Genomic DNA, 20,349 nt, shown 5'->3' on the forward strand with positions numbered 1-20,349 from the left:
TCTCGTTGGGTCTTAATCTTGGTCAGAGTGAAGAGTACTTTAGATGCGTTTGCCCTGGATTGCACATAGCACATATAAAACAGAAGAAACAGGGCATGGTCGCCATGAAATCCGCAATTACGTAAGATTCAGTTTGGTCAAAATTTAATAGTGTTGGAATGGTAGAATCCGTCCGTTCATTAAATGGTGAAACAACGGTTGAAACCCATTATTTTATCAGTAGCCTTGAATCAAATGCTAAACAGTTTGGTAATTCTATTCGCAGTCATTGGGGAATTGAGAATTCATTACATTGGATATTAGATGTCGCCTTGAAGGAAGATGACTGTCGCATTAGAAAAGATAATGCTCCACAGAATTTTGCAATTCTCAGACATATTGCAGTCAACCTTTTAGGTCAAGAGAAGCGCGTCAAACGTGGAATAAAAAATAAACAGTTTCTCGCTGGGCTGGATAACAATTATTTAGCAAGAGTTTTAGCATTAGCATAAACTAATATATCAGAAATTAAATTTGAATATTTAGGAAGAATTTCATTTTTCCTCTAAAGAAACATAGCTTTATAAACTCGAATCTTGAGCTATTTTAGTATAAATAAATAATCATTCAGCTTCAGATAAGGTAATTTATGCTTTTTGAGAATACTTCATTTATTTTATTTATCATTTAATGAATTTTTACAATTATCTATGTCATTTTGAAATCTCTCTTAGTTTTTATTAGTAAATAAGATGCGTTTTCCCTACCAGAAGTAGTCCATCCTGTAAAGTCTCCTGTTTCAAATCCCCCATTCTGGATAATGGCTGCTTGTGCCACAGAAGTGGACACACCAATAACCGTAATTGTAGTAGTAAGAAAAAATGACGAAACTATCTTCATAAGATTTATCTCTTTGTCGTTTATCAGTATCTCTACAATCAGCAGTAAGTATAGCATAGCTGACACTAGGGGCAAAGTAGTACAATTTTACCTAGAATCGAGTTTTTTAGTATGCATTCATGTTCTTGCAAAATTAGGATGCTCGCGTTTAAGTTTGGATCATTCAGAGCCAGTTAATTAAAATTTGGAATTTATCTACTTAGGAGGTTGTTTGCAAAAGCGTCCATTGGGATTAGTGGCAATTGTTCTCTACAAATCATTTGCCGCATTGCTGCTTATGGTTACTTCGATCGCTTTATTATTGACATTAAAAAATTATCAAGCTCTAGAGGTATTTTCAGAAAACTATGTTTTAGAAGGTAAATCGATAATTATTGATTGGCTTTTAAAGAAAGTTCTCAATTTAAATCCCCGAACTTTGGCATTTAGCGGTATTGGAACAGGAGTCTATGCTATTGTTACTAGTATTGAAGCCGTTGGTTTATGGTACGAAAAGCGTTGGGCACATGTCTTGGTGTTGGGACTTGTCGGTATCAGTATTCCACCAGAGATTTATGAATTAATTCAGGGGATTTCTCTTATAAAAGTATTGATTCTTGTATTGAATTTAGCAGTATTGGTCTATTTATTCCGAAATTTTCCTAAACATCAAAACTAATTTTTATCAACAAGTGGCTTCTGGCGCATAGACTTAATCTTTGGGTTGACGCAAAACCAATATCCCACGTTGTACAATCGCTAGAAATACAATCTGGAGAGCGACTTGCCTAGATCGATTCAGTCTACTCAACCACCACTAAAATTTATTCCTCAACGGTTGAACCCGTTGGTACTCCAGATTGTTCGGTGGTTACTGCCGATCGCACTACGGTTTCGCACTCGTCCTTGGCTAACGGCTGGTATTGTCCGTGTTGAAGCCAAGAATGTTGAGGTATTAGCTGAACTTTATCAACAATTCCAGGCTGGAAAAATTCGCTTTTTGCTGGCATTTCGCCACCCAGAGGTGGAAGATCCCCTGTGTATGCTGTATTTGCTTTCCCGCATTGTGCCACAGGTTGCTCGTCAGAAAGGTATTACACTGCGATCGCTTGTTCACAGCTATTTTCTCTACGATCGCGGTATGACGGTTTGGGCTGGAAAGTGGCTGGGTTGGTTGTTTTCCCGGTTAGGAGGTGTGCCGGTTCATCGCGGAAGGCGACTAGATCGCCAAGCTATTCAAACAGCACGGGAGTTATTTACTAATGGCAAAATACCGATCGCAGTGGCTCCAGAAGGCGGTACTAATGGTCATAGTGGTATTGTTAGCCCCTTAGAACCTGGTGTTGCTCAAATGGGGTTCTGGTGTGTAGAAGACTTGCAAAAAGCTAATCGGACTGAGACTGTAATTATTGTGCCGATCGCTATCCAATATCGCTACGTTGAGCCACCTTGGTCTAAACTGGATTGGCTCTTAAGTAAGTTAGAAGCTGATAGTGGTTTATCGCCAATGGAAATTCAGCAGGGGGAGAGCGAAGATATTTACTATCAACGCCTCTGTAGGTTGGCTGAATATCTGATTACCGAGATGGAAGAATTTTATCGTCGCTTCTATCATCAAGACATCCCAAAAACCATCTCAATTGATGAATCTGCTAGTCATAATCAGGTATTGGTTGCTCGGCTTCATCGGTTACTGGATAAGGCTTTACAAGTTGCCGAGCAATATTTTGGAGTTCAAGCACAGGGGAATCCCATTGATCGCTGTCGCCGCTTAGAAGAGGCTGGCTGGAATTACATTTATCGGGAAGATTTGCCAGATATTAATGCTTTACCACCCTTTAAACGCGGTTTGGCAGACTGGATTGCTCAAGAAGCTGACTTGCGAATGCGCCACATGCGGATAGTGGAAAGTTTTGTTGCAGTCACAGCTACTTATATTCAGGAACAACCGACGGCAGAACGGTTTGCAGAAACAGCTTTGCTTGTATACGATATGCTTTCTAGAATTCAGGATACAACACTTCCGGGGCGACCTCGGTTAGGTTTGCGAGAGGCACAAATCACTGTAGGGGAGCCAATTTCAGTAACCGAACGCTGGAAAAATTGTCAGGGCGATCGCTTGGCGGCTAGACAAGGTGTGAGCGATTTGACAAAAGATTTGCAAATCGCTTTAGAGAAGTTGATTAAATATTGAAAGCTATTTAGAAATTTCTGGACTGCGAATTATGATATGTCCCTTATCACTTTCTTGAATCGCCAAAACTGACGGTAGCTCATTAGATTTTGCATTTGGGGGCAATGCTCGAAACAAATAAATCCAGCCGCCACGTTCTAAGAGTAAGCGCCAGACTCTCGGCTGCTTTGGATTGCTGAGATCATTATCTTCTCTGCCTCGCAAGTCATCGAATAGACCTCGATCGCCAATAATGCGATAACCTTTTAATGAAGGGTCGGCAAATATATCATCAAGTTTGCGTCCCACAGCAAACTTTTCTTCCGGTGTAATTAAAGCTACAACAGGTAAAGTGGAGTTTTGACCAGCGTCTCGTCGTGCATCTGCAATGCCTTGCCAACGAGCTAACCAAAATATCACAATTAATACCCAGGATACTATGACTATTTCATTGACTAGCGATCGCAGAAAATCAACTGAGCGCAGTTGCCCAGAACTAAATTCAGCTAGAGATTTAAGCCGTTTAGCTGTCCATGAGCTTTTGCGTTGAGTTGCAGAGTTGATGCGACTCAGTAACAATTGGTTTGCAGAGACTACCGTATCGCTGATGATTTTAATTAACCATAATGTAGCTTGAATTGCGATCGCAGCTAGAAAAAAAGCGATCGCACTTTTGCATATTGTCCAACCATCTCCGAAAAATATTTGTAGGGGAACTATGAGAAAAGACTGTGCAGGTAAATCGAGAGTATTGACTTCTAGCTGAAAAAAGTAGAAATATGACCAACGGTAAATCCAACCTGCAAAGAAAAGCGCCGCACCCAGCAAGCCAAGTACACTTGTGAATTTACCTAAAATATTGCTTTCTTGGTTGGGGGTTTGGGTCATAGGGGAGATGAGCGATATAAGGGAAACAAATATATTTTGACCTCACTTCCATTCCTCTCTCCTAAGAGGAGAGAGGCTTTGAATCTACTCCCCTTCCCTTGTAGGGAAGGGGTTGGGGGTTAGGTCTGTATTCCACTCAACTGCAAACTGTTATAAGTAAATAATCAGTTGATTTTAGTGATTGATTGTATGGAAATTTGGTATACGCCTTTGAAGTTTAATGAGAAACTTAAACATAGTCAAATATACTGTTAAAGCCATGAAAGCTTTTTTCCAGGGATGGGTTGTGGCAATCCTAGTAATGGCAGCAGCGATCGCAGGAAACATTCAAGCTGTAATTAGCCAGGATGTCAAGACGAGAAATTTATTGTTGGCACAGACACCAGTTAACGCAGATGAATTAGAACTTGCAGTAGCGTTACCAGAGTTAGCAGAGGTCATCCTTAAACGGGGTGAGTCAAATAGTGGCCAGATAACAGGGATTGATGCACAAGGAGAAGCACTATCAATTCAGCGTAGTGGTAAAACTGCCACAATTCCCCTGAGCCAAATTGCAAGAGTAGTTTTCAAGGAAGAGTTAAACTAAATAGCAGAAAACTTTGCTAAACTTATCTATATTTAGGTATTTTAGACAAGTTTATGTGGAAGGTTGCAGAGTTTGGCGGATTAATTGGTGTCTCTTCATCGACGTTAAGGCGGTGGGAGACAGAAGGGAAACTAACCCCGGAAAGGACGCTAGGCAATCAAAGAATTTACACAGAATCACACTTAGCACTAGCTCGAAACCTGAAGTCCGGCAAATTTCCAACAAGAATAATTATCTATTGCCGTGTTTCATCACATGGGCAAAAAGATGATCTGCTTAGTCAAGTTGAATCTATGGATGGGTTTTGTGTTGCTAATGGCGTAGTAGTCACTGACAGAATCGAAGAAATAGGCGGTGGACTTAACTTTAAGCGCAAAAAGTTTCTCCAAATTATTCAGTGGGCAATTCAAGGAGAAGTTAAATCGGTCTATGTAGCCCACAAAGATAGGCTATGCCGCTTCGGTTTTGACTTGGTAGAACAAATTATTGTCTGGGGAGGCGGAACTGTTGTAGTAGCTAACAGTGAAGCATTATCGCCCCATGAAGAACTGGTTCAAGATTTGTTGTCAATCGTGCATTGCTTTTCCAGTCGTTTATACGGATTACGCAAATATAAGCAAAAAGTAAAGTTAATTGCTCAAGGTGTCGATCCTTGTTCAAAGTAGGATATACTTATTTAAGTAAATAAGTTTGCAAAAGTTTAGCTATGTTTGCTATCAAGCGAGAATTAAAACTAAATAAGGTTGAAACCTCCTTGATGCGTGGCAATGCTGGCTTTAAGCGGTTTGTTTACAACTATGGATTAGAACTGCTAACTGCATCTTGGAGTTTTGAAGACGTAAAAGCTTCTGACTCCAAACGCATTGATGCTATCAAGAAAGTTCTAACTCAAGTTACAATGCAAAAGCCTGAATATGCGTGGATGAGAGAGTATCCGTCCACAGTGTATCAGTCAGCATTTATTGACTTGAAGGATGCTTTTTCGAAGTGGCGTAAAGGGTTAGGAGATTTCCCAAAGAAGAAGTCCAAGAAAAAAGGTGACTCCTTTAGTGTTTACAAAACTGCTGGCATATATCTCGAAAAAGGTAAACCAGCACTGCCATTTACTAACCGAGTTGTAATAAATGCTGGAAAGATTATAAAGTTACCCGGACTAAAGGAACTTAGATTAAAAGAACGAATTGATTTTATCTGTAGTTCCCAGACATTTACTGTTTCTAGAACCGCAGATAGATGGTTCGTTGCGTTTGTGTTGGATGCCGAGAAGATTCCACCAATAATTCACCCAATTAAAAAGATTGGTGTTGACTTAGGAGTGAAAGTCTTAGCAACTTGTTCTGACGGTACTTTTTACGATATGCCTGTCACTACCAAAAAGGCGAAAATCAAGCTTGGGAAATTGCAGTGGCGAAATCGTAATAAAGTCCTTGGCAATAAGAAGCTGAAAATCAAAGCATCAAATAAAGCGAAACGATATTATGTCCGACTGGCAACACAACACGCTCATGTTGCCAACATTCGGCAAGATGCCACTCAAAAAATGACCACTGACATAAGTCGTAAAGCTGCTGTCATTAGGATCGAGGATCTGAATGTATCAGGCATGATTGCTAACCATAAACTAGCCAGCGCTGTGAGTAATAACTGTTTTTACGAAATTCGTAGACAGTTGACTTACAAGCAACCTTTTTACGCGACTAGGGTTGAGTTGGTTGATAGATGGTATCCGTCCTCGAAGATGTGTTCCAAGTGCCACCACATTCAACCGATGGGACTGAGTGAGCGTGTTTATAGATGTGGTGGATGCGGCAATATTCAAGATCGTGATGAGAACGCCTCAATTAATTTGAGGGATGCACCTTTAAGCAAAGTAGGGTTGGCTTGACCCAAACTTAACGCCTGTGGACAAGAAGTAGCCGACTACCTTGGTTGAAGCAGGAAGAAAACATTAAGTCTATTTAATTAAGGTTAAGTAGGTTTGAGTAAGTTTTTTAAAGCAGGCATTGGCTTACAGAAGTAATAAAAGTCCAATTATTCGGGGTGAGCGTGATCGTCCTACAGGTAAACTAGTAACTTGGAGTGGTATACCTATAAATAATTTTACCGTAAAAAATTCTACTCAGGGTCAAGCGGTGGTGAAGCTCAAACCACCTGTAGTTTCCCCAGCACAGTTGCGGGGTATTCAGTCAGTAGCGAAAAATCGGCAATATGTAGTAGATGAAATCCAGTTCAATTCGCCACAAAGAACAATTACTATTCTGGCAACACCTTATTGAGCCTGAATCAATTCATCTGTAGGGACGTAATATCTATGCCCCTAAGCTTTTTGACGTTTCTAACGAAAAACACAATATTAACAAGAAACATTGGGATGTTCCTCACAAACATTGCGATATTTCTGACAAACATCACGATATTAATACGAAACATTGCGACATTCCTGACAAACATCATGATATTAATACGAAACATTGCGACATTTCTGACAAACATCACGATATTAATACGAAACATTGCGACATTTCTGACAAACATCACGATATTAATACGAAACATTGCGACATTTCTGACAAACATCACGATGTTGATAATCACAAAACCCAATGAAAAACAGCTACCTGTTATTTTATGAAAAAATTTATCAGCAGTTTTTTGGCTTTGGGTGTTTGTCTAACGCCTTTAACAGTAATACTGATGGCTCAACCCACCTGGGGACAGACTCAAAACTCGCAAGCCCAAGAAGCAGAAAGACTGCTAGAGCAAGGGGCAAAACTGACACAGCAACAGGAGTACCAAAAGGCAATACAAATATTACAGCAAGCTTTAACCATTGCGCGAGAACTCAAAGACCAGAAACATGAAGCAACCGCACTGCTTGGACTTGGGTTTAACTACAACGCTTTAGGAGAAAAGCAAAAAGCACTCGATTTCTATAACCAAGCTCTGCCGATTTGGCGTGCTGTGGGCGACAAGGCAGGTGAAGCCACTACACTCAATAATATCGGTATAGTCTACTCCGCTTTAGGAGAAAAGCAAAAAGCACTCGAATTTTACAACCAAGCTCTTCCCATATTGCGGGCTGTGGGCGACAAGGCAGGTGAAGCCGCTACACTCAATAATATCGGTATAGTCTACTCCGCTTTAGGAGAAAAGCAAAATGCACTCAAATTTTACAACCAAGCTCTTCCCATATTGAGGGCTGTGGGCGACAAGGCAGGTGAAGCCACTACACTCAATAGCATCGGTGCAGTCTACTCCGCTTTAGGAGAAAAGCAAAATGCACTCGAATTTTACAACCAAGCTCTGCCCCTAAGACGGGCTATAGGCGACAAGGCAGGTGAAGCCACTATACTCAATAATATCGGTCTAGCGTACTATGAATTAGGAGAAAGGCAAAAAGCACTCGATTTCTATAACCAAGCTCTGCCCCTATCTCGTGCTGTGGGCGATCGCTCTAATGAAGCTGCTACCCTCAATAACATTGGTCTAGTCTACAACGCTTTAGGAGAAAAGCAAAATGCACTCTCATTCTACAACCAAACTCTGTCCCTTATACGTGCTGTGGGCGATGGCGGACGCGTTGCTGTCACACTCAATAACATTGGTGGAGTCTACGACGATTTAGGACAAAAGCAAAAAGCACTCTTATTCTACAACCAAGCTTTGCCCCTTTTGCGTGCTGTAGGCGATCACTCTGGTGAGGCTCGCACACTCAATAACATTGGTGCAGTATACGACACTTTAGGAGAAAAGCAAAATGCACTCGATTTTTACAACCAAGCTTTGCCCCTTTCGCGTGCTGTGGGCGATCGCTTTGGTGAAGCTTTCACACTCAATAACATCGGTGCAGTCTACGACGATTTAGGAGAAAAGCAAAATGCACTCGATTTTTACAACCAAGCTTTGCCCCTTTTGCGTGCTGTGGGCGATCGCGCAGGCGTTGCTGCTACCCTTAATAACATCGGTTCAGCCTACGACATATTAGGAGAAAAGCAAAAAGCACTCTCATTCTACAACCAAGCTTTGTCCCTTATACGTGCTGTGGGCGATCGCAAAGGTGTTGCTGTCAGCTTGGGTAATATTGGTGTACTCTTCCAAGAGACAAATCGACCAACAGAAGCCATTACTAATTTGCAGCAATCTCTTCAAATAAGCTTAGAAATGCGCCGGGGTTTGCAACGGGAAAATCGCCAAAAGTTTTTACAGCAAAACGGTGGAAATGCTGCTGCTTTAGTCAATGTCCTGATTAATCAAAAAAAATATGCTCAAGCTTTTGAATGGGTTAACCTATTCACCACAGCCGATCTTGCTGATTATACTCGCCTGATTAATGCCAAAGTTGCCAACCCAGAAGCACAGCAGAGCCTTGATGACTGGAGTAAAAAAAATCAGCAATTGGAAGCACTGCGACAACAACTGCAAAGCGATCGCTCCGAAAGCCTACCCCAAAAGATTCGGCAATTAGAAGCAGAAGTTTATTTAGAAGCCGAAAATATATCCTACCGTTTTCCTGAAGTGGCAGAACTATTGGAAACTACACCCGTAGATATTAAAAATCTTACATCCTCTATCCCAGCAGGAACAGTTGTAGTTCAACCTGTTTTGCTAACTAATGTGGCAGATATGCCTAATAATGTTGCCTTTTTTATCTTCACCAAAGGTCATTTTAGTGTTATTAAAAAATCTATTGAACCCACTAAGCTTAATAAACTTATTACCGATTACTTAAAACAGGTACAAGACGATAGTGATTCTGATTACTTTCAAACCGGCGGCGAACTTTATGATATTCTCATTCGCCCTATAGAAGGCGAGATTAAAGCTTTATCACCTAAACAACTGAGTATTATTGCTACTGGTCAACTGCGCCATTTACCTTTTGAGACTCTTTACGACAATAAAACTAAGCAATTTCTGATCCAAAAATATCCTGTAAACTATCTGACTCGCATTTCCAATAATTCCTTACAGTCTCTAGGTATGCAAAATGCCATCCCTCGCAAACAACTAGCTGTTTTAGCATTTGGTAATCCAGTAACCAGTGAGCCGCAAAATCTCCCAGGTGCAGAAGCAGAAGTCAGAAAGATTAAAGAAATACTGCCAGATAGTGAAGTTTATATTAATAAAAAAGCTACCTTGGAAAACTTTAGATCCCAAGCATTGCGCTTTTCCTTTTTGCACTTAGCAACTCACGGCTGCTTTCAAACTGAAGATTGCAAAAAAGTCAAGTTAAAAAATAATACGTTACTATTTGCTGACAAACCTTTAGATATTGCTAATGCTGCTCTTTTAGGTTTACAAGGCACACAATTAATTACTCTCAGTGCCTGTCAAACTGCTGTAGATCCTAATTTGAATGACGCAGGAATTGCAGGTGTTGCTTATATATTTGAGCGGGCTGGTGCTAAAGCAGTGATGGCAAGTTTGTGGGCGGTTGATGATCAAGCAACTCAGCTATTGATGATTGATTTTTATCAGAATCTCAAGCAGGGTATGACTAAAGGGGAAGCTTTGCAACAAGCTAAGTTAAAGCTAATTGCAGACCATCGTCATCCTTTTTATTGGTCGCCATTTGTCTTGATTGGCGATGCACGTTAAAGTAATTCGTAATTATTAAAAAGTGAAAAAAGTTAAACTTGGTGCTAATCTTATCGAGTAATTTGAGGATATCAAAAGTGACTGTTTTTAGTCAACCCCTCAAACAGAAGAAATTGGTAAAATAGTTGAGAATTATTCGCGTAAAATCAACACAACTTAATCAAAATGTTAATTTTTATTAGATAAGAAATTTCTATGATTCTGTAGTAGCTAGGTTTAAAATCCTCAAAATCCAAAAGATAAATTAGAATCCTCCCAGTACTTGAAGTACAAGGAGGATTCATTATCCCTAATTAGCAATGCTGATGATTGCGGTTATTGGGATCTAGCTCCAAGCTTGCAGACATGTTTAGATTCTGTATGATTACCCAACAATCTCAAAGTTCGTAGCTGCCAATACTGGCGCTGCTGTGAATGGATTGTTATCGTTATCAATGTTGGCAAACAGTCCACCTGTCCCAAAGCCTGGTGATCTCAAGTTTGGGTTGAAGAACAAATTGCCAGTTCCAAGACTGTAAGTAATGAGTCTAAAGCTAGTTGCAGCTGCTGCATCATTAGCAACTATCTGAATATCAGATAGATTGTTGAGTCCAAGGAAAGTTGTCTGATCCAGGACAATTCTATCAGAAGCACGGTTGAAATCAGCAATTTTATCTACACCTAGAGCAGCATTATTGTACTGAGCGCCTGAGTTGAACACGAAGCGATCGCTACCACCACCCCCTGTCAGGAGATCATTACCATTGCCACCTCTTAAGAAGTCATTACCAGCATCACCATAGAGGCTGTCATCGCCAGCGCCACCATAAAGGGTGTCACTACCGTTACCACCAAAGCCGCTTAACGGTGTAGATGTGTCACTACCATCAAGGAAGTCATTGCCAGCACCGCCTGTAAAACTGACCGCACTTATACTAGTTTCTGTCAAGTCGTTAACATCAAAGATGTCATCGCCTCCGCCACCATTGACTTCAAAGCTCTCTGCGGTGTCTACAGTCAGAGTGAAAGGAACTAGGTTAAGCCGATCAAAGATTGCTCTGCCTTGAGCATCTTGTTCTAGACGGAAGGTGTCTCCCGCACCTGCTGCGCCGTTGACCTCAACCACATCATCATCAGCGTTACCGCTAATTCTATCGCTACCGTCACCGTTGTTCCAGATCAGTCGGTCGTTGCCAGATCCACCAATGAAGATATCATTGCCGCGATCGCCTATTATGGTATCGCTTCCGCCCCCACCGGCTAGCAAGTCGATCCCATCGCCACCTCGTAGCAAGTCACTATCAGCGCCACCATTAAGGGTGTCATCTCCAGCGCCACCAATTAGGGTGTCATTTCCAACATTACCAGAGCCAGTTAAAGGTGTAGATGTGCCGCTACCATCAAGGGAGTCATTGCCACCACCGCCTGTAAAGCTGACTGCACTTATACTAGTTTGTGTCAAGTCGTTAACATCAAAGATGTCATCGCCTCCGGCACCATTGACTTCAAAGCTTTCTGCGGTGTCTACAGTCAAGGTGAAAGGAACTAGGTTAAGCCGATCAAAGATTGCTCTGCCTTGAGCATCTTGTTCTAGACGGAAGGTGTCTCCCGCACCTCCTGCGCCGTTGACCTCAACCACATCATCGCCAGCGTTACCGCTAATTCTATCGCTACCGTCACCGTTGTTCCAAATGAGTCGGTCATCGCCGGCTCCACCAATGAAGATATCATTGCCGCGATCGCCTATTATGGTATCGCTTCCGCCCCCACCGGCTAGCAAGTCGATCCCATCGCCACCTCGTAGCAAGTCACTATCAGCGCCACCATTAAGGGTGTCATCTCCAGCGCCACCAATTAGGGTGTCATTTCCAACATTACCAGAGCCAGTTAAAGGTGTAGATGTGCCGCTACCATCAAGGGAGTCATTGCCACCACCGCCTGTAAAGCTGACTGCACTTATACTAGTTTGTGTCAAGTCGTTAACATCAAAGATGTCATCGCCTCCGGCACCATTGACTTCAAAGCTTTCTGCGGTGTCTACAGTCAAGGTGAAAGGAACTAGGTTAAGCCGATCAAAGATTGCTCTGCCTTGAGCATCTTGTTCTAGACGGAAGGTGTCTCCCGCACCTCCTGCGCCGTTGACCTCAACCACATCATCGCCAGCGTTACCGCTAATTCTATCGCTACCGTCACCGTTGTTCCAAATGAGTCGGTCATCGCCGGCTCCACCAATGAAGATATCATTGCCGCGATCGCCTATTATGGTATCGCTTCCGCCCTCACCGGCTAGCAAGTCAATCCCATCGCCACCTAGTAGCAAGTCACTACCAGCGCCACCATTAAGGGTGTCATCTCCAGCGCCACCAATTAGGGTGTCATTTCCACCAAAACCACTGAAGTTATCAGAAGCAGTATCACTAGTACCTGTATCTGCTCCATTAGTTGGCCGTGAGAATGGACTCCAAGTTACTGCCATGATTAATCCTCTTGATTCTTAGTTTTTAAGCAAACAATGAGTTACTAGTACTTCATTTCTAAGAAAAGTATGAAAGTACTAGTTTTTGTCTACGAGCTACAAAACTTATAGTTTTTAGCCGCTAAGTATTAATCAAAGATCCGTTCTTATTTTATTATGCAAAATATTTATTTTTAGAGAACCTCTTCACTATGAAATTTGCAATTTTTTATAAGTAAGATAGTATATCGCTCGTAAATACCTTTACAAAGAAGCTTTCAGCCGATTATATAACTTTAAATAAAGTTAAAACAACAAATGATAACTAAATGCAAACCCGTGCTTATGTTGTGGCTTTAATGACAAATTTATTTTTTTTGTCAGTATTAATAAGCGAGTATTTACCTGTCAAATATAGTGAGGTTTTATCTAAATATTTAAAATTTTACGACTTAAAAGTAGCTATGGCTAATCGAACCATGCTATTAATAACCAAGGGTTTTTACTGAAGGCTAAAGCATGGATTTTTGCATTTAGTCTTAAATATAAGTATTTATCTAACGAGTAAAATATAATACTTTAATCTGATTGAATATTTCCGTTCTAGAGTTAATTTCAGTGGAGGTGAAGCGTAGGGCTAATGAACGCACGATTTTATCGTTGCACAGCACCTATAAGTTAATAAAATAATATAGTTTAGTTAAGAAAAACTGCAAGTTGGGTTAAGCAACAAATCCCAGAAAGGTTGGGTTGAAGAACAGCACTATTTGATGGAGTCAGATGAGCGGTTTACTCAAATAATGAAGGTTGAAAACCTTGAGCAAGCTTATCATATCAAGTTCGGGTGATTACTTATAATAAAATCTATCAATGTAGGTTGGGTTGAACGGCAGTGAAACCCAACATGAACAAGGATCAAATGTTGGGTTTCGTTCCTCAACCCAACCTACAGGTATTATAAGTGTTTAACTGAACCTGATATCAACGACGCAATCACGCTGGGGAGCATTTCAATGAGTGTAAAAACACGTTTGCCCTAGCGAATGGAATTCGTGCGCCAGTTGCTCATGGGGGAAACCCTCTCCGAAGCTAAAGAAACTCTTGATGCAATCAACACAATTTCCTTATTCCTTGGCTGATAACCAGAGAATGAGGAAATCTTAACTTGCAGCAAAATTGCCCCAACCTACGTATGGTAATTTTGCTGCTGTTACCCGAACTTGGTCAGCATTGGCTACCAACTGACCGCAAGCGTCCCAAGTTCCAGAAATAAATGTGCTTCTTGTCCCTTCACCGATCGCAACTGGGGCAGTGTAATCACCAATTTGTACTTGCAAGGTTTCCAGATTCACTGTTACGGCGGCTTGGGGATTAGCAGCGACTAAATCTTGTAATTGTTTAATAGTAACAGCATCGGCTGTCACACAAGGTATACCCATTGCCACACAGTTACCAAAAAAGATTTCGGCAAAGCTTTCACCGATTAAAGCTTGGATTCCCCATTTTGCGATCGCTTGGGGTGCATGTTCCCGTGATGAACCACAGCCAAAATTTCTATTGACTATTAAAATATTTGCCCCTTGGTACTGGGGTTGGTCAAAGGGATGTTCACCTTTAAGTGCTGTCCGGTCATCAATAAACGCGCCTTCACCTAACCCATCAAAGGTAACGGCTTTCAAATATCGCGCGGGAATGATGCGATCAGTATCTATATCATTACCCACTAAAGGTATACCGCGCCCTGAAACTGTTTTAACTTCGCTCACCATAAACTTTATTTACCTATCATTTCAATGACAGCCTGTTAATTTCTACAAATGACCAATGACAAATGACAAATGACAAAAAATTACAGCAACTCGCGCACATCAGAGACTTCGCCTTTAATCGCAGCTGTGGCGACCATCGCCGGACTCATTAACAATGTCCGACCGGAAGAGGAACCCTGTCTTCCTTTAAAGTTGCGGTTGGAGGAAGAAGCACTGATTTGTCTTCCTTGTAGTTTATCGGGGTTCATCGCCAGACACATAGAACATCCCGGTTCTCGCCACTCAAATCCGGCTTCCTGAAAGATTTTATCCAGTCCTTCAGCTTCCGCTTCTTCTTTCACCCTTTCAGAACCTGGGACAACAAAGGCTTTGATTCCTTCTGCAACGTGGCGACCTTTGGCGATTTTTGCCGCTTCTCGCAAATCAGTAATTCTGCCGTTGGTGCAACTACCAATAAAGCAGACATCTATTTTAGTACCCTTGATCGGTTGACCTGGATATAAATCCATATAACGGTAAGCTTCTTCAGCAATAAATCGGTCTTCTTCTAGCAGTTCTTCCGGTTGAGGCACTGACTGGTTGACACCAATACCTTGACCGGGAGTAATCCCCCAGGTAACGGTAGGAGAAATTTCTGTAGCGTTGAATAGCACTATATCATCGTACTGGGCATCAGCATCACTTTTGATGGATTCCCACCAAGCCACTGCTTGATCCCAATCTGCATCAATGGGTGCAAAATCTCTGCCTTTGAGGTAATCGTAGGTGACTTGATCGGGATTAACGTAGCCGCATCTAGCACCGCCTTCGATCGCCATATTGCAGACAGTCATCCTCTCTTCCATATTCATTTGCTCAAATGTCGTACCGGCAAATTCGTAAGCATAGCCTACGCCACCTTTAACACCAAGTGAGCGGATGATATGTAAAATTACATCTTTGGCGTAAACTCCAGGGTTGAGAGTACCGTGAACTGCGATTTTGCGGACTTTCAGTTTGGAGAGGGCCAGGGTTTGGGAAGCGAGAACATCCCGGACTTGACTAGTACCAATACCAAATGCGATCGCACCAAATGCTCCATGACTGGAAGTATGACTATCTCCACAAGCGATCGTCATTCCTGGCTGAGTCAGCCCAAGTTCTGGAGCGATTACGTGAACTATACCCTGGCTACCAGAACCGATATTGTAAAAAGTTATGTTATTTTCTTGACAGTTCTTTTCAAGCGCCTGGATCATTTCCTCTGCCAAGTTATCGGCAAAGGGACGCGCCTGGTTTTCTGTAGGCACAATATGATCGACTGTGGCCACAGTCCGTTCTGGAAACAGTACTTTTAGACCCCTCTCGCGTAACATAGCAAAGGCTTGGGGACTGGTGACTTCATGAATTAGGTGAAGCCCGATAAATAGTTGCGTCAGTCCTGAGGGAAGTGTACCAACGGTGTGTAAGTCCCAAACTTTATCAAACAGGGTACCTTTGCTCATACGTCAATAAATATTTCAAGAGTCTGGTCTTAAATAGTATCAAAAAAAGTCTAGGTTTTTGCAGCTCACTTAAATATTACTTACACCTTTGCACTCTTATTTCTCTGTGCCGCCCCAGTTGCTACAACGGGGGGAACGCCCCAACGCACTAGCTTCTTTGCGCCTCTGTGGTTTTATTCTTTCTTAACCAATTGCAGAGACGCATAGATCGCAGAGAGCGAAATTTTCTCATATAGAACTCATTTGACATCTTTATGCTTTCTACACTTATCACTCTATAAGTATAGAAAGGGCTTTTAGCTCTTTTTGTATGTATTCCCTAAGCTCATCTTCAGTATATTTAAGTTCATTAATTCTCCCATTAAGAATAAGATTTAATCTTGCAACTTCTATTTGCTCCAGATGTACCCAATCTTCACCATCTAGAAATTCAATATCTAAAAAGTAATCTATTGGACTAGAATAATTTATATTACAGTACATTTCATTCAGGAGATTTATCATATCTTGTTGTTTATTTGTCATGGCAAATAATTAATCCATTTTTTTAGATTTATCTGTTATAAAACCTTTAAATTAACGGATTGAGGCTGGCGCAGGGACGAGGACAAGAGGAGATAGAGACACGCCGGCACCTTCCTTCTGCCCCTCACCTCCTCCTCGTGAATGTATCGATTATAAGGATTCCTGTTATTAAAGAGTCCCCGGCAATTTATAGTGGGAGTTGTCTGTAAATCCTTAAGCAATTGTGAAAGCGATTACTCTTGTTGGTTCCACTGGTTCTATTGGTACTCAGACTTTAGATATTGTCACTCAGTACCCAGATCAGTTTCGGATTGTGGGATTGGCAGCTGGGAACAATGTAGAGATGTTGGCTGCTCAAATTCGGCAGTTTCGACCGGAAATAGCAGCCATTTGCTCAGAAGATAAATTACCAGCGCTCAAAGAAGCTATCATTGACCTCGATCCCCAACCTATTTTACTGGCTGGTGAGGCGGGAGTGATAGAAGTCGCTCGCTACGGCGATGCTCAAACCGTTGTCACTGGGATCGTTGGTTGTGCTGGTTTGCTACCCACGATCGCAGCTATTGAAGCTGGTAAAGATATTGCCTTAGCGAACAAAGAAACCTTGATTGCTGGGGCCCCTGTGGTTCTACCCCTAGTCGAAAAACATGGTGTAAAATTACTCCCTGCCGATTCCGAACATTCCGCAATATTTCAATGCCTCCAAGGTGTACCAAAGGGAGGCTTGCGGAAAATTTTGCTGACTGCATCTGGTGGGCCTTTCCGAGACTGGGATGTAGAAAAGTTAGCAGATGTAACCGTTGCTGACGCCCTCAAGCATCCTAATTGGTCGATGGGGCGTAAAATCACAGTAGACTCTGCTACTTTGATGAATAAAGGATTGGAAGTAATTGAGGCTCACTTCCTGTTTGGGTTGGATTATGACGATATCGAAATTGTCATTCATCCCCAGAGCATTATTCACTCACTGATTGAACTGCAAGATACTTCAGTTTTAGCCCAACTCGGTTGGCCGGATATGCGCTTACCTTTGCTGTATGCGCTATCTTGGCCCGATCGCATTTACACTGACTGGGAACGACTAGATTTAGTCAAAGCTGGAAACTTAACCTTCCGTGAACCAGATCACCAAAAGTATCCTTGTATGCAGTTAGCTTATGCTGTGGGTAAAGCTGGTGGTTCGATGCCAGCTGTGTTAAATGCCGCAAATGAGCAAGCTGTAGCTTTATTTTTATCAGAAGAAATTCGGTTTTTAGATATTCCCCGGTGTATCGAATGGGTGTGCGATCGCCATCAAAATGATAACCGTTCTAATCCCTCTTTAGATGACATTTTGACAGCAGATAAATGGGCAAGACAAGAAGTTTTAACAGCGACTGAAAAGTTAGAAACTCACTCGCGGATAATTTCTTTGCGATAAACACCTTTACCCAGATACCCAAAAGGCAGATTTTCTGGCTCTTGACCAATTCTCGTTTAGCCTTTAGCATCAGGCTGAAGGCTAACAACTAAATTCATTTTTGTCTATTCTCATATCCTTCAAAAAATATAACCTCTGCACATTGTAATTATTGATACCAAAATCTCCATAGAAAATTTTTTCAAGAATTCTGCCAAATTGCCAAATAAATTACATCTTATCTGAATCATTGTCTTATTTTCAGTTAATATATCATTAGTACAGTTAAAAAATATTAGCTTTAGTATCTATTCAAAATTAGGTCTAATAGCTGTAGTACTAATAATTTTTACTTCCGATAAAAACTTCCCCTTTCTGAATAAATACCTTCTCAGATAAGGGCTATTCTTAAGGAATTTCTACATTATGATTGCTACGTTAATTGTAGCTTGGATTATCTTCATAATATTGTGGAAGTTGTTGAAAGCAACCTTGAGTAGTGCATTAACTATTGCCGCAATCCTGATTTTATTAAACATTAGTTTTGGCATTACCCCACAAGATATTTGGCATCACATAATGCAGTTTACGCAAACTTTATCACAGTTTCAAAACGGCAAGTAAAAAATTAATAATTCACCTTTGTTAACAAAGGTGAATTACAAAAAAGGAATAGATAAAATTTAGGGCTATTTCATTCTCATCGTAGCCCGCCTCAGAATTTATTCTGAGGCTAATAGTCAAAGTCGTCTAACGACGACTAATAAAGGCTTTTAGTCGTCTTTAGAGGACTTGGGCTATTAGCCCAGAACTAAAGTTCCGGGCGGTTTATGTCTAGAACGAAATAGCCTGGATAAAATTTTCAACATTGAAGCAAATGGTGTCTGCAACTTTTATTGGTCAATTTTTATTTAATGCTGAAATTTTAGCCAGTGCATCCTTAACACTCGCCGGCAACTGACGCATAATTTTACCTCTTTCGCTATCTAAAGCTACTAAAGTTACCTTGGCAGTGGCGTACAATTGTTGCCCATCAGTTGAGACAATGGCATAATCCCAATTGATTCGTACACCAGTCACCTCAGCCATGCGCGTTTTTACCAACACTGCCATACCCAATTTAATTGAACGGTGATAGCGCACCGACAGTTCTACTACTGGTAAATCGCAACCTATAGCGACTAAATCAGCAAATTCAATCCCTATAGATCGCAAGCATTCAATCCGTGCTTCTTCCATCCAAGCTATATAGGAACCGTGCCAGACAAGACCGGCATAATCAGTTTGGTGAGGTTGCACTCTGACAGGATATTCAAACCAATTCTCAAATTCAGGACTTGATGGATTGTCAAGAGCGCTGGTTGGTGGTAGTTTTGATTGGCTAGGTTTTTCTTCTGACATCTTCAAATTCCTCAGCACCTATAAATAAATTTTCCAAATTATTGAATAGCATAAAAATTAATTGCACTGCCGAACTTATTGATTTAATATTTACCTTCCGAGTATAGGGAGTGTTTTGTTATGCAGCCTAATCTTCGGTATGTGGGCGTTGTTACTTTGACTCTACTTAGTTTACTAGGTTTTGGGATGGCATACGCAGACAAGAATCAAGTAAGCACAAATGCAAAATTAAGGTACGACTCTGGAGAAAAAGAGAAATTAGTCTTAAATCAACAACAACTTCTAGATAAATTTAACGAATTTATCAATAGTCCTTCAGTGAAATCACAGGTAGAGCAAATTAGCCGTACAGCTAGGCGGCAAAATTTGGAATTATCAAATCAAAGTTGGGAATCGACAGGTTGCTTTCGCTGGATTGCCTTTTGCAATGCAAGAAGTAGAAAGTCTAGCAGCTGCGGTTCCTGAAACTACAAAGGTTTTAGACGATGCCTTTAGCCCCAAAGGTACTGTACCCCAAATGGATGATTATACAATTGTCCATTTAGCGACTCATGCAGCCTTTGTCGTCGGTAAACCAGAAGATTCGTTTATTTTATTCGGGAATGGCGATCGCGTTAACTTTAGAAATGTCGCCACTTGGTCACTCCCCGATGTAGATTTGGTAGTGTTGAGCGCCTGTGAAACCGGCTTGGGAGGCAAGTTAGGTAACGGTGAAGAAATTTTGGGCTTTGGCTATCAGATGCAACAAACAGGCGTAAAAGCTGCGATCGCCTCATTGTGGTCTGTAGATGATGGTGGGACACAAGCACTTATGAGTGCTTTTTATAATATCCTCTCCACCGATAAGTTAACTAAAACTGAAGCTTTACGCCAAGCTCAAGTCTCATTAATTACTGGGGACTCGAAAGTAAGAAGTCATAATGTCCCTGTTGCCGCAGTTAGTAATTTTAATCACCCGTACTACTGGGCATCCTTTATTCTGATTGGCAATGGGCTTTAACTGTTTGGCTGATGTGTCAGCGAGAAAATTCATTAAAAATTCATAATTGCATTATGTTAAGTAGATTTAGATCCAAACAAAACAGGGTTGCTTGCTTGATAGTTGCAGACTTTTTTTACCTGCCTTTTAATTATGAATTATCAATTAGTAATTACTAATTATTTTGTGGGTTTTACCAACCTTCCAGCTAAAGGCTCAGAATCCGGCTCATGAAGTTTTGGCAGATACAAAAAA

16 protein-coding genes and 2 pseudogenes are annotated in these 20,349 nt (G+C 41.3%); 12 read left to right on the plus strand and 6 right to left on the minus strand.

The features are described from left to right. Positions 1-64 precede the first annotated feature (64 nt). The 3 genes and pseudogenes from CDC33_RS13540 to CDC33_RS13555 form a co-directional block, all read left to right on the plus strand. A pseudogene (locus CDC33_RS13540) lies at positions 65-491 on the plus strand (ISAs1 family transposase); the annotation flags it as partial. A gap of 599 nt (positions 492-1,090) precedes the next feature. Beyond that, positions 1,091-1,537 carry a DUF2127 domain-containing protein gene (locus tag CDC33_RS13550; protein WP_109012566.1) on the plus strand — a complete coding sequence of 149 codons (447 nt, stop codon included), beginning with the start codon at positions 1,091-1,093 and terminating at the stop codon, positions 1,535-1,537. A gap of 105 nt (positions 1,538-1,642) precedes the next feature. Beyond that, on the plus strand, positions 1,643-3,052 hold the full coding sequence (locus tag CDC33_RS13555) for a lysophospholipid acyltransferase family protein (protein ID WP_109008902.1): 1,410 nt from the start codon (positions 1,643-1,645) through the stop codon (positions 3,050-3,052). Positions 3,053-3,055: 3 nt separating this feature from the next. Here CDC33_RS13555 and CDC33_RS13560 read toward each other — a convergent pair whose 3' ends face one another. Continuing rightward, positions 3,056-3,919 carry a hypothetical protein gene (locus CDC33_RS13560; RefSeq protein ID WP_109008903.1) on the minus strand — a complete coding sequence of 288 codons (864 nt, stop codon included), beginning with the start codon at positions 3,917-3,919 and terminating at the stop codon, positions 3,056-3,058. A 286-nt stretch (positions 3,920-4,205) separates the two neighbouring features. On the opposite strand from CDC33_RS13560, the gene CDC33_RS13565 reads away from it, so the two are divergent. The 5 genes from CDC33_RS13565 (at position 4,206) to CDC33_RS13590 (ending at position 10,103) form a co-directional block, all read left to right on the plus strand. Beyond that, positions 4,206-4,505, plus strand: a complete 300-nt coding sequence (locus CDC33_RS13565; RefSeq protein ID WP_219930030.1) for a hypothetical protein — start codon at positions 4,206-4,208, stop codon at positions 4,503-4,505. A 53-nt stretch (positions 4,506-4,558) separates the two neighbouring features. After that, positions 4,559-5,170, plus strand: a complete 612-nt coding sequence (locus tag CDC33_RS13570) for an IS607 family transposase (RefSeq protein ID WP_109007710.1) — start codon at positions 4,559-4,561, stop codon at positions 5,168-5,170. A 41-nt stretch (positions 5,171-5,211) separates the two neighbouring features. Further along, positions 5,212-6,390: an RNA-guided endonuclease InsQ/TnpB family protein gene (locus CDC33_RS13575; RefSeq protein WP_181373844.1), complete on the plus strand. Its 1,179-nt coding sequence runs from the start codon at positions 5,212-5,214 to the stop codon at positions 6,388-6,390. Between the two features lie 118 nt (positions 6,391-6,508). Continuing rightward, on the plus strand, positions 6,509-6,781 hold the full coding sequence (locus CDC33_RS13580) for a hypothetical protein (RefSeq protein WP_181373999.1): 273 nt from the start codon (positions 6,509-6,511) through the stop codon (positions 6,779-6,781). A 352-nt stretch (positions 6,782-7,133) separates the two neighbouring features. Next, complete coding sequence (locus CDC33_RS13590; protein WP_109008904.1) at positions 7,134-10,103, plus strand: CHAT domain-containing protein; 2,970 nt, start codon at positions 7,134-7,136, stop codon at positions 10,101-10,103. A 364-nt stretch (positions 10,104-10,467) separates the two neighbouring features. Here the strand turns inward: CDC33_RS13590 and CDC33_RS13595 are convergent, their stop codons facing one another. The 4 genes from CDC33_RS13595 to CDC33_RS13615 form a co-directional block, all read right to left on the minus strand. After that, a complete protein-coding gene (locus CDC33_RS13595; RefSeq protein ID WP_109008905.1) occupies positions 10,468-12,558 on the minus strand; it encodes a beta strand repeat-containing protein in 2,091 nt (696 codons plus the stop codon). A gap of 1,139 nt (positions 12,559-13,697) precedes the next feature. Next, on the minus strand, positions 13,698-14,306 hold the full coding sequence (gene leuD, locus CDC33_RS13605) for a 3-isopropylmalate dehydratase small subunit (RefSeq protein ID WP_109008907.1): 609 nt from the start codon (positions 14,304-14,306) through the stop codon (positions 13,698-13,700). An 80-nt stretch (positions 14,307-14,386) separates the two neighbouring features. Further along, positions 14,387-15,790: a 3-isopropylmalate dehydratase large subunit gene (gene leuC / locus CDC33_RS13610; protein WP_109008908.1), complete on the minus strand. Its 1,404-nt coding sequence runs from the start codon at positions 15,788-15,790 to the stop codon at positions 14,387-14,389. A gap of 270 nt (positions 15,791-16,060) precedes the next feature. Then, the gene (locus CDC33_RS13615; protein WP_109008909.1) at positions 16,061-16,315 is read right to left on the minus strand and encodes a hypothetical protein; all 255 of its coding nucleotides are present in this window, start codon (positions 16,313-16,315) and stop codon (positions 16,061-16,063) included. 223 nt (positions 16,316-16,538) lie between these two features. On the opposite strand from CDC33_RS13615, the gene dxr reads away from it, so the two are divergent. Both dxr and CDC33_RS13625 read left to right on the plus strand, forming a co-directional pair. Next, on the plus strand, positions 16,539-17,735 hold the full coding sequence (gene dxr, locus CDC33_RS13620) for a 1-deoxy-D-xylulose-5-phosphate reductoisomerase (protein WP_109008910.1): 1,197 nt from the start codon (positions 16,539-16,541) through the stop codon (positions 17,733-17,735). A gap of 405 nt (positions 17,736-18,140) precedes the next feature. Then, entirely contained in the window at positions 18,141-18,338 is a 198-nt protein-coding gene (locus CDC33_RS13625; RefSeq protein ID WP_109008911.1) for a hypothetical protein, read from the plus strand. 276 nt (positions 18,339-18,614) lie between these two features. On the opposite strand, the gene CDC33_RS13630 is transcribed toward CDC33_RS13625, so the two are convergent. Next, positions 18,615-19,115, minus strand: a complete 501-nt coding sequence (locus tag CDC33_RS13630) for an acyl-CoA thioesterase (RefSeq protein WP_109008912.1) — start codon at positions 19,113-19,115, stop codon at positions 18,615-18,617. A 120-nt stretch (positions 19,116-19,235) separates the two neighbouring features. Between CDC33_RS13630 and CDC33_RS13635 the strand changes: the two genes are divergently transcribed. Both CDC33_RS13635 and CDC33_RS13640 read left to right on the plus strand, forming a co-directional pair. Continuing rightward, positions 19,236-19,580 (plus strand): hypothetical protein, encoded by a 345-nt coding sequence (locus CDC33_RS13635; protein WP_146195811.1) that lies wholly within the window; start codon positions 19,236-19,238, stop codon positions 19,578-19,580. Further along, positions 19,486-20,115 (plus strand): annotated as a pseudogene (locus CDC33_RS13640) (CHAT domain-containing protein); the annotation flags it as partial. The gene CDC33_RS13635 and the pseudogene CDC33_RS13640, both read left to right, overlap by 95 nt. Positions 20,116-20,349: the final 234 nt, after the last annotated feature.

It is taken from the genome of Nostoc commune NIES-4072 (assembly GCF_003113895.1).
GTDB classification, from domain to species: domain Bacteria; phylum Cyanobacteriota; class Cyanobacteriia; order Cyanobacteriales; family Nostocaceae; genus Nostoc; species Nostoc commune.